Annotated in this window: 17 protein-coding genes; 7 read left to right on the top strand and 10 right to left on the bottom strand. The window is 38.2% G+C overall.

The features are described from left to right. Nucleotides 1–8: 8 nt before the first annotated feature. On the bottom strand, nt 9–815 hold the full coding sequence (locus tag NYP54_RS11390) for an inositol monophosphatase family protein (protein ID WP_151192642.1): 807 nt from the start codon (nt 813–815) through the stop codon (nt 9–11). Between the two features lie 78 nt (nt 816–893). Between NYP54_RS11390 and NYP54_RS11395 the strand changes: the two genes are divergently transcribed. From NYP54_RS11395 to NYP54_RS11405, 3 genes are all read left to right on the top strand, one after another. Continuing rightward, the gene (locus NYP54_RS11395) at nt 894–1,658 is read left to right on the top strand and encodes an RNA methyltransferase (RefSeq protein ID WP_283157538.1); all 765 of its coding nucleotides are present in this window, start codon (nt 894–896) and stop codon (nt 1,656–1,658) included. After that, nucleotides 1,659–2,231: a ribonuclease HII gene (rnhB, locus tag NYP54_RS11400; RefSeq protein ID WP_117001543.1), complete on the top strand. Its 573-nt coding sequence runs from the start codon at nt 1,659–1,661 to the stop codon at nt 2,229–2,231. It begins immediately after the preceding gene. 473 nt (nt 2,232–2,704) lie between these two features. Then, nucleotides 2,705–3,112: a hypothetical protein gene (locus NYP54_RS11405; RefSeq protein WP_283156594.1), complete on the top strand. Its 408-nt coding sequence runs from the start codon at nt 2,705–2,707 to the stop codon at nt 3,110–3,112. A 17-nt stretch (nt 3,113–3,129) separates the two neighbouring features. On the opposite strand, the gene NYP54_RS11410 is transcribed toward NYP54_RS11405, so the two are convergent. Beyond that, a complete protein-coding gene (locus NYP54_RS11410; protein ID WP_283156595.1) occupies nt 3,130–3,930 on the bottom strand; it encodes a sulfite exporter TauE/SafE family protein in 801 nt (266 codons plus the stop codon). A 111-nt stretch (nt 3,931–4,041) separates the two neighbouring features. Here NYP54_RS11410 and ppa point away from each other — a divergent pair, with 111 nt between their 5' ends. Then, nucleotides 4,042–4,566, top strand: a complete 525-nt coding sequence (gene ppa, locus NYP54_RS11415) for an inorganic diphosphatase (RefSeq protein WP_283156596.1) — start codon at nt 4,042–4,044, stop codon at nt 4,564–4,566. 29 nt (nt 4,567–4,595) lie between these two features. On the opposite strand, the gene NYP54_RS11420 is transcribed toward ppa, so the two are convergent. The 6 genes from NYP54_RS11420 to NYP54_RS11445 form a co-directional block, all read right to left on the bottom strand. Further along, the gene (locus tag NYP54_RS11420) at nt 4,596–4,832 is read right to left on the bottom strand and encodes a hypothetical protein (RefSeq protein ID WP_117001540.1); all 237 of its coding nucleotides are present in this window, start codon (nt 4,830–4,832) and stop codon (nt 4,596–4,598) included. 67 nt (nt 4,833–4,899) lie between these two features. Continuing rightward, entirely contained in the window at nt 4,900–6,093 is a 1,194-nt protein-coding gene (locus NYP54_RS11425) for an MFS transporter (RefSeq protein WP_283156597.1), read from the bottom strand. Next, nucleotides 6,080–6,415 (bottom strand): DUF2288 domain-containing protein, encoded by a 336-nt coding sequence (locus NYP54_RS11430; RefSeq protein ID WP_283156598.1) that lies wholly within the window; start codon nt 6,413–6,415, stop codon nt 6,080–6,082. Before NYP54_RS11430 ends, NYP54_RS11425 begins: the two co-directional genes overlap by 14 nt. Further along, nucleotides 6,402–8,321, bottom strand: coding sequence for an ATP-binding cassette domain-containing protein (locus NYP54_RS11435; RefSeq protein WP_283156599.1), 1,920 nt, complete (start codon nt 8,319–8,321; stop codon nt 6,402–6,404). The genes NYP54_RS11430 and NYP54_RS11435 overlap by 14 nt, the downstream gene beginning before the upstream one ends. Before the next feature lie 20 nt (nt 8,322–8,341). Next, nucleotides 8,342–8,932: a CBS domain-containing protein gene (locus NYP54_RS11440; RefSeq protein WP_283156600.1), complete on the bottom strand. Its 591-nt coding sequence runs from the start codon at nt 8,930–8,932 to the stop codon at nt 8,342–8,344. A 123-nt stretch (nt 8,933–9,055) separates the two neighbouring features. Beyond that, nucleotides 9,056–9,766 (bottom strand): LuxR C-terminal-related transcriptional regulator, encoded by a 711-nt coding sequence (locus tag NYP54_RS11445; protein WP_283156601.1) that lies wholly within the window; start codon nt 9,764–9,766, stop codon nt 9,056–9,058. A gap of 292 nt (nt 9,767–10,058) precedes the next feature. On the opposite strand from NYP54_RS11445, the gene NYP54_RS11450 reads away from it, so the two are divergent. Continuing rightward, nucleotides 10,059–10,964, top strand: coding sequence for a LysR family transcriptional regulator (locus tag NYP54_RS11450; protein WP_283156602.1), 906 nt, complete (start codon nt 10,059–10,061; stop codon nt 10,962–10,964). Here NYP54_RS11450 and NYP54_RS11455 read toward each other — a convergent pair. Continuing rightward, nucleotides 10,954–11,223, bottom strand: a complete 270-nt coding sequence (locus tag NYP54_RS11455; RefSeq protein WP_349293389.1) for a hypothetical protein — start codon at nt 11,221–11,223, stop codon at nt 10,954–10,956. The genes NYP54_RS11450 and NYP54_RS11455 overlap by 11 nt on opposite strands. 267 nt (nt 11,224–11,490) lie before the next feature. Between NYP54_RS11455 and NYP54_RS11460 the strand changes: the two genes are divergently transcribed. Together NYP54_RS11460 and NYP54_RS11465 are read left to right on the top strand one after the other, a co-directional pair. Next, nucleotides 11,491–11,820 (top strand): prepilin-type N-terminal cleavage/methylation domain-containing protein, encoded by a 330-nt coding sequence (locus NYP54_RS11460; RefSeq protein ID WP_283156603.1) that lies wholly within the window; start codon nt 11,491–11,493, stop codon nt 11,818–11,820. A 17-nt stretch (nt 11,821–11,837) separates the two neighbouring features. After that, nucleotides 11,838–12,704 (top strand): hypothetical protein, encoded by an 867-nt coding sequence (locus NYP54_RS11465; protein WP_283156604.1) that lies wholly within the window; start codon nt 11,838–11,840, stop codon nt 12,702–12,704. Between the two features lie 27 nt (nt 12,705–12,731). Here NYP54_RS11465 and NYP54_RS11470 read toward each other — a convergent pair whose 3' ends face one another. After that, entirely contained in the window at nt 12,732–14,117 is a 1,386-nt protein-coding gene (locus NYP54_RS11470) for a hypothetical protein (RefSeq protein WP_283156605.1), read from the bottom strand. Nucleotides 14,118–14,163 lie beyond the last annotated feature (46 nt).

The following is a 14,163-nucleotide window of genomic DNA, read 5'->3' on the forward strand; positions in this document are numbered from 1 at the left end:
GATTTAGATTAAGCTTTTTCAGCAGGTACCAAATGAGGTGTTAAAAACTTGGTCAGTTTAGCTACGATACGCGGATTGCCACCGATGAGACGTCCATCTTCAAGGAAGGTAACACCACCATCTAATCCACATAACATACCACCGGCTTCTTTAATCATAAGAGCAGCTCCTGCGGTATCCCAGATTTTGGCATCTCTTGATGTCCAAACAGCATCTAAGTAGCCGGCAGCAACATAGCACATATCAAGTGCTAATGAGCCAGAATAGCGAAGACCGGAAATCTCTTTATGTAGATCAAGTACGGCTTCAGGATAAGTGTGCGCGAAGACTTTTTTGCTGAATTTCAAAGCGCCTGAAAACAAGCAGCCTGAGAAATCTTTGCGATTGGCAACACGGATTCGCTGACCATTTAACTGCGCACCTGAACCTTTGGTTGCCGTAAATAATTGATCTAAATAAGGGTTATAAATCACCGCAAGCTCTGTTTTGCCACGAAATTGCATCGCAATCGAGACACAGTGATGTGGGATGCCGTGAATAAAGTTGTTTGTGCCATCAATCGGGTCAATGATCCATGTGTGATCACTATCTTCATTGCCAAACTCACCTGATTCCTCAGTAATATAATACTGATCTGGAAATGCACGCTGTAAGATATCAATGATTGATTTTTCAACATCAACATCGACATTAGTAACATAGTTATTAGGAGACTTTGTTTCAACCTTAACGTTTTGCATGTTTTCACTTGCATTTAAGATCATACGACCTGCTTTACGTGCAGCTTTAACTGCAACATTCATCATTGGATGCATGAAAAATACCTTAGCTTTTACCCGAATAAAAAATTAGTTGTGTATAATACCCGATTTAGTATTAAGGTGATAGTTTCTATTTCAAAGATGTTAAATAAAATTCGGATTATTCTCGTTGCGACCTCGCATTCTGGTAATATTGGCTCAAGTGCTCGTGCCATGCTTAATATGCAGTTAACTGAGCTTTATTTGGTAAATCCAAAGCAGTTGCCAGATGAGCAAACCATGGCAACAGCGGCGCATGCCACTGATGTTGTTAACAATGCCAAGATTGTACCAACGCTTCTGGAAGCACTTGAAGGGGTGGATCTGGTGATTGGTACCAGTGCCAGAACACGACGCATGGATTTACCGATGTTAAGTGTTGAAAATGCAGCAGAGCAGGCAATGGCGCATGTGAGCAAAGGTCTTAATGTGGCGATTATTTTTGGGCGTGAGCGCACGGGACTTTTTAATGAAGAGCTTCTGATGTGCCATTATCATGCATTTATTCCAAGCAATGAAGGATACACCTCATTAAACTTGGCGCAAGCGGTGCAAATCGTTGCCTATGAAGTCTTTAAACAGTATTTATCGCATAATGAGGTGGAAGCCTTGCCAACACAAAACCATGTTCGTGAAAAAGCCTCTGCCAAAGAAGTTCAAAGTTTTTATGATGAGTTGGCACACAAAATGCAAGTTGTTGGCTTTTTAAATCCTGATAAGCCAGGGCATGTTGTCGATAAATTAAAGCGATTATTTCAACGAGCACAACTTGAATCTCAAGAGATAAATATTCTGCGAGGGTTTTTGGGGCAAATAGATCAAAGGAATCAAAGTAGCAATGAGACAAAGGATAGTTAAATGATAATCGTAGGTGTTGATGAAGCAGGGCGTGGACCGTTGGTTGGTTCGGTGGTTGCAGCGGCTGTTATTTTAGATCCAGATAAACCAATTGCAGGATTGATGGATTCAAAGAAGTTAACCGAGAAAAAGCGTGAAGCACTTTTCACTGAAATCACCGATAAAGCAAAGGCTTATGCCATTGCTGAGTGTAGTGCTAAAGAGATTGATCAGTATAATATTTTACAAGCAAGTCTATTAGCGATGCATCGCGCAGTCGCTAAGCTGGAGATTGCCTTTGATAAAGTGCTTGTAGATGGTAATCGTTTGCCGTTATGGGATTTTGAGGCAGAGGCGATTATCAAAGGTGATAGTAAAGTACAAGAGATAAGTGCAGCATCGATTCTGGCTAAAGTTTATCGAGATCGTCAAATGATTGAATTAGATCATGAGTATCCAGCCTATCAATTTGCTAAACATAAAGGCTATCCAACCAAATTGCATTTGGAATTACTAGAAAAGTATGGGGTGCTGGATATGTATCGCAAGAGTTTTGCACCAGTGGCGAGATGTCTTAAGCTTCAATATTCTTGATTAAGATAAGAAGTAAACGAAGAATAGTTTCAATTATCCTTGCTCGTGCAGTACAAGCAATCCCGCAAGGGGCGAGGTAAAAAAGTGTACTTTTTTGTCATTAATTTAGTACTGATCACGTACACGTGCTTGTAAGTCACAAAATGAAACATAAGCTGTTAATGCTCTTTTCCAAGCTGGGGTCTTTGCTTTTTTAGTATTGTTATCTAAATTTTGCATAGTGTTCTCCTTGTTGAGAGTTTATCGTGGGGACAAATGCAGTATAGACAAAGATTTATAAATAGACAGTTTCAGCAAGGTAACGCTGTGTAACAAAATTGATACATGGATTTTGTTATATGAATCCATTTATTTTACGGAAGTTCGATTTTTATCACCCCAAACAAACAGATGAAGCATATACAATGCAAATTGCGTAGAGATGTTTCTATGCAGTAAGTTATTAAAGGAAAATATAATCTAAGGAGAATAACATGAAATATAAACTATTAGTTGGTACTGGCTTGGCACTTGCCTCATTAACTTTCAGTTATGCTAGTGTTGATGCCCAATTTGGAAATATCAATGATGCGTCTAATCAAAATCTCAGTTCAAAGTTACAGTCAGCTCAGACAGTAACAATAAATCCTGGTGAGAAGAAAGAGATAAGAAGTTGGGGCTGTGGATTTTGGGCAAAAGCATATTTAACAGTATATTCATCCAATGCATATCCATTAGGACTGGAATTAGATGGCGATTGGAGTAAAAGTGCTACCGATACGGCAAATAAGGATGGGGATTATGTTTCATTAAAAGCTAACAATATTGAAACTAATTTTAAAGCATATGTAACAAACAAAACAGACCAAGAAGTTACAGCAAGTGTGAATGCTCACTGCTGATGAAATTTATACTGTAATTAAATTGCTATTAACAACATCTTAATTGAAACAACTAAAAGTAAAACAAGAAAAATTACTTTAAGCACTTTAGGTGGCGTTTTGCTTGAGAGCTTAGCGCCTATTTTTGAGAAGATCATACTGCTGGGTACAACGCAAAGGATTGCCGGTAGATATAAGTAACCTAGACTCCAACTAAGTTCAATATGATCCATTAAGCCCGTTACGATAAAGGTAATACTGCCTGTTATGGCAATGATGAGTGTAAAAAGACTCGATGTGCCAATAGCAATACGAATCGAGTAACCTAATGAATTGATATAGGGAATGGTGATAATGCCACCACCAATACCAAAAAATCCAGATTTGATACCAACAATACTACCCCAAAAGGCGCTTTTTCGTTTGCCACTGCGTTTTGGTTTATCAATGGCATGACTTGATTGAAAGAGCATGCGTAGAAACATAGAAAGCATTAATAAGGCAAATAACAGTCCCAAAAGTCGTGAGCTAAGAAAGTGGGCAATAACCGCGCCAACAATATTCATACTGATAATCCATGGCAACATTTTGATGGCAATATCAAAACTGACCTCACGTGCACGCAGTTTATGAGGCACTGAAGAAAGGGCGGTAAAAATCATAATCCCGAGTGAGGTGCCAGCAGCAAACTGCATGTAAGCACTTGTGGTTTCAGGTAGTTGATGGAATACAAAGGCGAGCACAGGAACGATAATAAGCCCACCGCCAATACCTAAAAGACCTGCAAGAATACCTGTTAAACAGCCAGAGAATATCAATAATAAAATAAGATATGTCATATTCGGTTTGCTTGGATTTGTCGATTAAATGGGTTGAATAATTATAACAAATGAAAGAGAATAACCCAGTTCATTTAACCAGAAAAACAAATGATTAAGGGTAAATAAAATATGCTTTCTAATATTAAAGTCGGCAAAGATGCGCCAAATGATGTCAATGTGGTAATCGAGATTCCAGCGCACAACGAACCTGTCAAATATGAGTTTGACAAAGATGCCAATATGCTGATCGTTGATCGATTTATGTCAACAACAATGCAGTATCCATGTAACTATGGTTTTGTGCCAAATACATTATCAGAAGATGGTGATCCAGTTGATGTATTGGTTGTAGCACCTGTGGCATTGCGCCCAGGTGTTATTATCAATTGTCGTCCAGTCGGTGTGCTTAAGATGACAGATGAATCAGGCATTGATGCTAAAATCATTGCAGTACCTACAAGCAAACTCACCAAGATTTATGATGATGTAAAAGAAATCGATGATTTGCCAAAATTATTGCTAGATCAAATAAAGCACTTCTTTGAGCACTATAAAGATCTTGAGCCAAACAAATGGGTTAAAGTCGATGGCTTTGCAGGGGCTGAAGCAGCTAAAGCAGACATTCAAGCAAGTATCGAGCGCTATAAGGCGTAATAGTTTTCTGATTTTTTATTTTTTATTTCTTATTTTCGCAGTGATTTGAACCATTTGTAACGAAAGGTGTTTAAACTTGCATCGATTAAAAAGAATATCACGGCAAGCTCGGGGGATAACATATCACCGGTAACTGCGTACAAAAATACGGCAAAAATCAAAATAAAGATTACTGAGCGTATCGCAGCTTTAGCACCATTTAGTTTGAACAATTCTTTATGCGTCATATTGCTTTGACGTTCAATCTCTTTTTCTTTATCTGTCATATCTTGATTAGAAATTTTCTTAAAAAAAGTTGCGTGTATCTTAGCACAAGCCTTTGAGCATTGTCGATTAGGCTGTCGGCATTGTGGTGTTTTTCACATTGAGAATAATTATTGATAATAAGCTTGAAGCAACAAGAGTTACCCATAAAGCAAATAAAATAAAGTGGTAGGTGGAAAAATGGCTATGCGCTTGCACATAAGTCCAGATGGAAATAGTAAAGGTGACGGCAAATGAAATCGTTGCCGCGGCTGAACCATGTGCTTTTTGAATGTGCTGCATGGCAGAGCCCGTTGATAGTGGGACGAAAAATCCAGCACAAAAGCATAGTAGCGTAATGCATATGAGGGTATTTAATATTGTAAAAGGCAAAAGACCAAACAGCACTGTCATCACTGCGAAAAAGCATAAAGCACTAATGCGATACTGCGCACGATGACTAAGATGCGCTAAACGGCGAAAACACAAAATGCCTACGATATAGCAGCTAGTAATCAAGACTAAAATAATGTTATAGCTAATGATGCTAATGCCAAGATCTGTGGTTAAGAGCGGCTTGATATTGGTCATGATTACTTGAATATAAAAAGCAAAGCATAAGGATAAAACCGGTAAGTTGAGTAAGTAGGTTTTAACGCGGAAAATATAAACAAAATTATGCAGAATTTTTTGCCAACTAATCAGTTGTTGCGTGGTTTTATCGCGTTGTAACATTGAGCGCATTAACCAAAATACACTAAGCTCAATCATAAACATCATAAGATAGGCTAAGCGCCAAGTTCCCAAAAGCGCGATTTGTGCAATAAAGGCACTTAATAAAGGGGCGATAACCAGTGATATTGATAATAAAGCATAGGCTTTTTTTAGTTCGATATTGTTGCTGGCATATCGTGAGATAAAGGCGCGAGCAATGGAAGCATAAGGACCTGTGCCAATGCCGGTGAGTAAAAAGCCCAGATAAAGCATGAGTTCATTTTGAGCGATGGTTATGAGTAACAACCCAAGCATAGAAATACATTGAGCAATGGTTAATACTTTTGAAGAGCCTAATACATCTGAAGCGCTTGCCAGTAAGATGGCAGAAAGACTATAAGATAAAAATAGGAAGCTTAATGCTTGTAAGACTTCGGTAGTACTAAGCTTAAGTGCTATCGCGATATAAGGCACCAAAGATAGCGAAAGTGTTAAGGTCATATAGCCGACAAGGCATAAAATATAGGATCTAAGATTGATATGTTGATTGTCGCTATTATTGATTATCATCTTTCTCTTGCACCAAAATCCAAGGTTTGACGACTGAAGCCCAAAGCCTTGTATTGTTCTCAAACCAATGTTTAGCATCGTCATCATTGACATATTCAATATGATTTTGGCTCATGTAATCCGTGATTTGTGCTTGATTGTTTTGTGCTAATGCATAGGCGACATCGATTAAATCAAGTGCGTCACTGACTTTGATGACTTTGCCTTGTGCAAAAAAACGCTGAAGCTCAATCCACGCAATACGTGCTGTTTCGCTTAAGATTTTGGCTTTGAGTAATTCATTAGATTCATTAGCTTCATTAGACTCATTAGGATTGCTCATATTGCGCCTCAAGCTCGGAGAGATTTTCCCATAGCTGATATTTATCATTTAACAATGCTTGCTTTTGTTCAAGTGCTTGTAAGGTTTCTTGAACCGCCTCTTTGCTTTGCTGATAAAACTCAGGTGTTGCCATTTCTTGTTGCAAGTTTTCAATTTCAGCTTCTAATTGTTCAATCTCGTTAGGTAACTCAGCAAGCTGTTTTTTCTGTGCAAAGCTTAATTTTTGTTTTTTAGCGATATGATTATTTGCTGTATTTACTTTGGTAGAAGATGATTTTTGTAATGATTGAGGTGCTTGGTCTGCAGGTTTGGCGTTCGAGTTTTTTTGGCGCAGCCAATCGTCATAACCACCAACATACTCTTGTAATTGACCGTTACCCTCAAAGACAATCGTGCTTGTGGCAACATTATCGATAAAGCTACGATCATGGCTGACAATGAGCACCGTTCCTTGATAATTTAAAATAAGCTCCTCAAGGACTTCAAGTGTTTCAACATCAAGATCATTGGTAGGTTCATCAAGAACTAATACATTACTTGGTTTGGCAAAAAGCTTGGCTAATAATAAACGATTACGCTCGCCACCTGAGAGTGAAGAAGCGGGGCTTTGCATGCGTTTTGGATCAAACAGAAAGTTCTGAAGATAACCAATGACATGCACTTTTTGACCATTAATATCCAAGTAATCGGAACCTTCGGTGACGTTATCAACAAGCGAAAGCTTGGGATCAATTTGATCACGCAGCTGATCAAAATAGGCAATTTGTAAGTTTTCACCATGGTTTACCATGCCTGATTGTGGTGTTAATTTTTGCAGTAATACTTGCAGTAGCGTACTCTTGCCACAACCATTTTTGCCTAAGATCGCAATCTTATCACCACGTTGTATCTCACATGAGAAGGTATTAAAGATCGGCTTATTATCATAATTAAAGCTAATATCTGAAGCTTTAATCACCATTTTGCCGGATTTATTTGCTTGAGATGCACTTAAGCTAACATTGCCTTGTTTGTCACGTCGGGCTTTACGCTCTTCACGCAATGCTTTTAATGCGCGTACGCGCCCTTCATTACGAGTGCGACGTGCTTTAACACCTTGGCGAATCCACGCTTCTTCTTGTTGCAGCTTTTTATCAAAGTTAGCATTTTGTACTTCCTCGGCATGTAGGTAAGCTTCCTTTTGTGTTAGGAACTTATCGTAATTTCCAGGAAAGCTTAAGACATTACCACGATCAAGCTCAATAATATCAGTCGCAATATTTTGCAAAAACTGGCGATCATGGGTGATAAATAAAATACTGCCTTTAAATTGTGGCAAGAAACGTTCTAAAAACTCGATTGACTCGATATCTAAATGGTTTGTCGGCTCATCTAGAAGTAAGAGATCAGGTGAGGTAACCAATGCTTTGGCAAGTAATACGCGACGTTTTAAGCCACCAGATAGATCATCAAATAATGCATTGCCATCAAGGGAGAGGGCAGAGAGCACTTTCTCTGCCTCCATTTGTAAATCCCATGCATGGGCATTATCGATTTGCTGCTGTAAGTTATTCAAATGATCTAGGTTGTCGGCTTGTGTTAAATCAGCAGTTAATAAATTTTGATAGTCAATAATTAACTGACCAGTCTCACCAAAACCAGAAAGTACAATATTAAATACCGAGCCTTTGGTATTTTGTGGCACTTCCTGCTCAAGCCATGCGATTTTGGCATTGTCATGGACGATACGTTCACCGTGATCTGGGAGTATTTGCCCTTGAAGGACTTTAAAAAGAGAGGATTTGCCCGCGCCATTGCGACCAATTAAACAGATACGCTTATTGGCGTCGATATCCAAAGAAACATTATCTAAGAGTTTATGGTGTCCAAAGGCAAGCTCGGCATTGCGAAGAGAAATAATTGGCATAGTGTGTGGTGATCGTCAAGTTAAATAATTTTGTTAAGTTCAGCAAGGTTGCGTGATGCAAGGTCATGCCCGATTTGTGCACCAAGACGCTTGGCAATAAAACTGGCTGAAATAATGCCACGAATAACGTCTTTACCAGATTTATCTTGCTCTTGAATAAGTAAATGATCAATGTGCTGATCATGCATTAAACGGGCAATATGACCAACTAAGGTGTCTTTTAATACTGCATAGTCAAGCATTGGTAAACTGCCAATTTTTGCCATCAACATGCCAACAGTCACTTCTTTATGGTGAATATCTTCGCTTTGTGCAACTTGTGTACGGTATACCCCTTGCAATCTGCGGGTGTTTATTAAACCGACGACCTCATCATCATTATTGATTACCAATAATGCATGTACTTCTACTTTTTGCATCATTTGTAATGCATCATCTGCCAAAGTCTTTACATGAATAACATAAGGTTTGACGGTATGAAAGTCAGTGAAAACGTGTAAAGCAGGTGTTTCAAGAGAGATGACATCCAAGGTTTCTGGATGATAATAAGGGATGCTTTGATCTTTAGTGTGCGTTGTTGTATCTAATAATTTATATTCTTTGTATGCCATAAGTCGATCCTTGTGATGATTATTTCTCGTAAGTCTAATCATCATTTCGCCGCTTTGCAAACGCAATAAGCTTAGAAGTCGTAGAAAGCAGAGTAATCAGGGTAATCAGGGTAATCAGAGCAGTTAAGGGAGGATGACGATTTGATGTTTAGCTAAGCTTTTGGGGATGTGCGTGTTGATACCACAATGTAATGCTTTTTCAATAATGGCATCAGTTGTTGGCTCAACATCCCATTTTTTTGAAATATTTTCAGTAAGGACTCTTGAGACATTCCCTCTGGAGATTCCTAAGAAGCTAGCAACATCACGTTGACTCATGCCATGCGCAAGTAAATAGACAATCTCAAGCTCTCTGGGAGAAAGTAAATTTAAAGTTTTGGAGGTTTCAGTGCTGAGATCGATATTTAAGCCTTTAATATAATGGTAGTAAGGGTTTAAATTATCCAGTAGGCGACCGGTAGTCAGTGTGCCGATAACTTCATTTTTTAAATCAATAATCGGCAATACGCTACATTGATAAATATGATGTGATAAGCCTTGCTCAATTAAGCAATTGGTTGAAAAGTTTATACAACGAATGATCTGACGCTTGGTGATGACGTCGTCGCGTATTTTCTTTAGTGTTTCATATTCGGATTCACTGATAATCTTAAGATCAAAAAGTGTGGTGCCAACCAGCTGCTTGGCTTCAGTATTTGCGATGATTTTGGCAGTTTGCTCATTTAAAAATCTTATTTTCCCTTCAAGGTCATGCACAATAAAGTTGACCCCCATATCGTTATAGTTATTTAAAAAAGGGATAAAGTAGTTCTCTAAGAATGCTGAGTCCTGCATTTTTGATCTTGCTCCATGAAATGAATTAACTAAAAAACTTGCCGTAATTTATACGTTTTAACTTAAGCGAGACTTAAAAGAAATAAAAAAATAAGAAAAGATGTAAATTTTGATCACCCCCTGCCATTTGGCTGCTGTTTGTCATATTTATCTTGAGTTACAGTTCCACGCCTTTGTTTTTTAACAAATAGTTAGGCTCATATCGCTTATGAATCGCTTTATGGTGTTTAATATAGCGGAAGTTATTGATACTTATGTGAAATGGATAGATGACAATGGAGTAATTAAATTAATGTTCACATTAAAACAAATGGAAGTTTTTGATACATTTGCAAAAACCTTGAGTATTACCGAAGCCGCGAATAAGTGCTATATCAGTGTGCCAGGTGCGTGGAAGCATTTGGATAATTTGCAAAAGCTGTGTAACACAGCCCTCTATCAAAAAGAGGGAAAATATATGCACTTGACTGCTGAAGGCAAAAGTTTGCACGCTCAGATCATTAGCTTATTAGAGCAAAAGCAAAATATAGCTGATTATATTTATGAGCTCCAACAAAAAAAAGAAGTCATCAAAGTTGCAATTCCTGAGAATCTGGCGGAGATTTTTTTGGGTATGATCAGTGCTTTTAAATCAAAATATTTAGGGATAGAAGTGAGCATGACATTGATAGGTCGCTTTGATGAAATGCAAAAAGCCATTAAAGAAAAGCAGTACGATGTCATTTTCACACTTTATCCATTTATATCGCAGGATGATTATAGTGTAACGACATTAGGTAGTTACAAGATGTTGCTATGTAGCAGTAAAGTCCATTTTCCAAGGGTAAATGCTATTCAAGATTTATCATCACTAACCTCAACGAGAGTATTTATGCCTCAGTATTTTTATGCAACGACAAGCTACTTTATCAAGTATCTAGAGTTGTTTATTTCAGCGCCTGATATTGAGTACTTAGATAAGGTAACCACAATTAAAAAATTTATTGATCATGGCATGGGACATGGTGTCATACCATCTTTTTGTTTTTCACTATGCAACGATACCTTGCAAATACTACACAACTATAATAAACCTCAGTCTATATATGCATACACTTTACAGGGAACAAGAAATAATAATGTGATAAAGGAGTTGCTTAATTATAATCTGCTGGCAGAAGCCTCGGGAGAGATTCTTGATACATTACTTAGCGATTAATGCTATTACTTTTATAAGGAGGTATATCTATCAATTTTTCCATAATGATTGAGCGGATCATTTGAATTGCGTCAAAGCATAACTCATGACCTGTTTCATAGGTGTGCCATGCGACATTATAACCATGTTGGATCAGCATAACTTTAGCTGTGGCGCCAAGCTTTATCGGAACAATTGTATCTTGCGTGCCATGCATACAGATGTAGTTAGTATGCTGGTGGGGTAGGTCAGTTATTACTGTTAGAAATAACGCTTGAATCGATTGCTAAGCTGCAAAAAAATATTTCTCAGGCTATACTTTCATTAGTTTTAAATACCTAAACAATAGTTTTGGTCATAATGGATATTCGGGTCAAGCCTGAATATGATGACTGGTAGTCATTCTCAGACTTGATCCGAGAATCCAAAAAATACCTAGTAATATTTGCATAGGTACTTATGATGAGCATGTATCATCAAGACAATCAAGGAAGCAGCTATGGTATGTAATAGAAAATGTAAAGAATATAAAAAATATAAAAAGCAGATGCGTAATAAATACCATTCTCACTCAAGCAAACAAGCGGGCTTTGGTTTGATTGAATCTTTAATTGCACTGACTATACTAGTCTTTGTCTTTACCTCGTTTATGACAGTGATGCTGCGTTCAGCCACTGTAGCAAGTCGCACAAATAACGAAGTTGCTATTGATATTCTATTGGATAACCGTATTGAAAATTCATGGATAACCGGGCAAGCGATTGATCTCTCACCCAGTGGCAATATTGTCTTTACCCAAGGAACAACGGAATTAACGGGACGCAATACCTTGTTAAATGTTGAGCAACAGCGCACCTTTGCTGTGGTGATACCATAGTTTTAAGGGGTATCAAGATGCATATTCAAAGGGTTAAAATAAAAGAGCAGGGTGCAAGTTTAATTCAAATGCTCGTAGGTATTGCTGTTGCTGCTTTTGTCTTAGTCATAGCCGGTGAAATGTATTACACCGTGCGCCATAGTTACACACGCACAGTCACACAACTGGTTGATAACACCGAAGCAAGTGTTGTTGCCCAAGCTTTTCGTAATCTGGTTGATCAATCAACCTCGCCATCACCTTATGGGTTGTGGCCGTGGCAGCAAGTCGATTTACGCGTGACAAGTTCTACCTTTAATCCGCTATCCTATCCACCAGTATATGCGGCAACTTCATTAAATTTTTATGCTCCACCAAATCATGTTGCTGGAACTGATATATTAATGTTACAAGGCGTTGTTTCCAGTGAACTATCTGGTGCTATTTCAGCCAGTTCTTCACCGGTGAATATCACAACAGGATTAAAAATTGGCAATAACGACTATATATTGTTGGCAGATCAAACAGGCTATCAAGTGATGAAGGCAACGGCAGATGCTTCGGTTGGTTCTGTCCCTGTCGAGCAGGGACCTGCACGAAGCTATGCGCAAGGGAGCTTTCTTGCGCAATATCATGTCTATATTCTCTACTTACGTGAGGTAAGTGGGGTTAAAAGCCTTATGTTAAATATAGATAATGGAAACTCTTCACAGGAATTAATTCAAAATGTTGATGATCTACAAATTCGCTACTACGCCAATGGCGTTTGGAATAATGTCCAAGCAGATGGTACAGCTAATTATCTTGAGCCTTGGTATAAAGCTGTCAAAGGTATAGAGATCAGTTATACCGTCTCAGGGAAGTCTTATACGATTTTAATCGCGTTAAAGGCGAATGTTTTGTAGCGGGCGCATTCGCAATTTGTGGGTATTTTAGGAAGCCATTGCTAACCCGCCTGCATAAGCCATTCTTTCAATATCTTCCCATCGCCCAGCCTTGTAAAAAGACCGTATGAATAACATATCATTAGCGCTGTCCTCTTTCCAATAAATGGAGTTGCCTTTCATTTTGAGATTAACAACCCTTATGACGCCGCTCTCAATAGCGCCACTGCCTTGAGGTAAACCATGATCTTTGCATGTTTTATATATTAAACGATCTGCGTTATTGATAAAGTAGCCTTTCTCTGACTTGACCAGCTTTCCTTTTTTATGCTTACCATCCAACTTGATTTTAGTAATGAACTCATCAACTTTACCTGCATGCAAAAGCTCCTTGCACGACCTTGCCCACTTACCCTGATCACTTTTACTTTTATAAAGCTGCTTAGCTAAAGCATTTAAATGCTCCATCGCATGATAATAGTCAAGAACTTGATATATCTTGATGTCAGATCGTAATGTCATCGTTTCAAGAAGTTGATTAATACGCTTCCAAATCCAAGGGGCTCCATCAGCAACAAAAACAAGATTATTCACTATGTTTAAATCAAGTCTCGCCAAGTAGTTTTTGAGTAAATTAAACACCTTCTGAGGACTACCGATGATGCCATCAATAATCGGTAACTCCTTCTTAATCTTATTGCCTTTATCATCCACCACGTAAATAACAAACAACTTAACTTCTCGCCACTGACCCTTAAATCGATTACGCTTCTTAGCTGTCTTTGGACCTCGCTTTTTACTTCGTATTCTAATGCGACCGCCATCTATCGATACAACGATTGTGTTGGTGTTTTTGAATCCAGATAAATACTTTTCAGCTGACTGACTTAGGCGTGCTAATTTACTGATATGTTTGCTGATCTTAACGATTAACATCACTGACAAATGAATATTGACTTTAGCAAGATGTTGTTTGACTTCATCATATGAGCTTAATGCGGCAGAAAGCATTGCAATATAAGTGCTTAAACCATTGGATATAGCATGGTGAATACCCAGTAATTGCAAGCCTGGCTTACAGCCCGTACCTTTGCCTTTATTTGTTCCTTTGAAAAGATAGTAAGGCATATAAATATCAAAACGGTTACCATTGCGATACATCACATTAGTCGCTCTATAGTCTTTGAAAATGTAGCGCCTGCCCGTAGCATCTAACTGTGCTTTTTCATCTTTTTTAAATGAGTCACTGAGCACTTTCTCTTGGTGACTTAATGCTGCGTATAAGTCGGAGAGTTTGCTTGATAGATCTTGTGCATGCTCAATACGATCTTTATCAAGCTTATTTTCCGTAACGGTGTTAAGTTTAGATAGCTCTACTATCGTATTTGATATCTCATTCTGAATCGTTTCTAGGTTTTGCTCAGCTAAATTCATCCATAACTTGCTTATGTTTTAAAGGCAGTAGGGTATTTGTACATAA

The sequence above is a fragment of the Cysteiniphilum sp. QT6929 genome, from assembly GCF_030035755.1.
GTDB classification, from domain to species: domain Bacteria; phylum Pseudomonadota; class Gammaproteobacteria; order Francisellales; family Francisellaceae; genus Caedibacter; species Caedibacter litoralis.